Genomic DNA, 223 nt, shown 5'->3' with positions numbered 1-223 from the left:
TCTCAAACGTGACTCGAAAGTCAGTTTTGAGATATTTATTGATAATGTCTTTCACATCATTATCGAAGATGGCGTCCCCAAGGGGATTCGAACCCCTGTTACAGCCGTGAAAGGGCAGTGTCCTGGGCCTCTAGACGATGGGGACACGAATGATCCTTTGCAGGATATCGCTTTTTGCTCATTTACTTCTATCAGACAATCTGTGTGAGCACTACGCGGGTTT

At 45.7% G+C, this 223-nt stretch carries 1 tRNA gene; it reads right to left on the bottom strand.

Annotated features, from left to right (window positions below):
* Positions 1-69: 69 nt before the first annotated feature.
* Positions 70-145: transfer RNA gene (locus M975_RS22095), tRNA-Glu, on the bottom strand.
* Positions 146-223: the final 78 nt, after the last annotated feature.

It is taken from the genome of Buttiauxella brennerae ATCC 51605 (genome assembly GCF_001654925.1).
Taxonomy (GTDB): Bacteria; Pseudomonadota; Gammaproteobacteria; order Enterobacterales; family Enterobacteriaceae; genus Buttiauxella; species Buttiauxella brennerae.
Note: the sequence above shows the minus strand (reverse complement) of the source record. Positions and strands in the feature narration are given on the sequence as shown.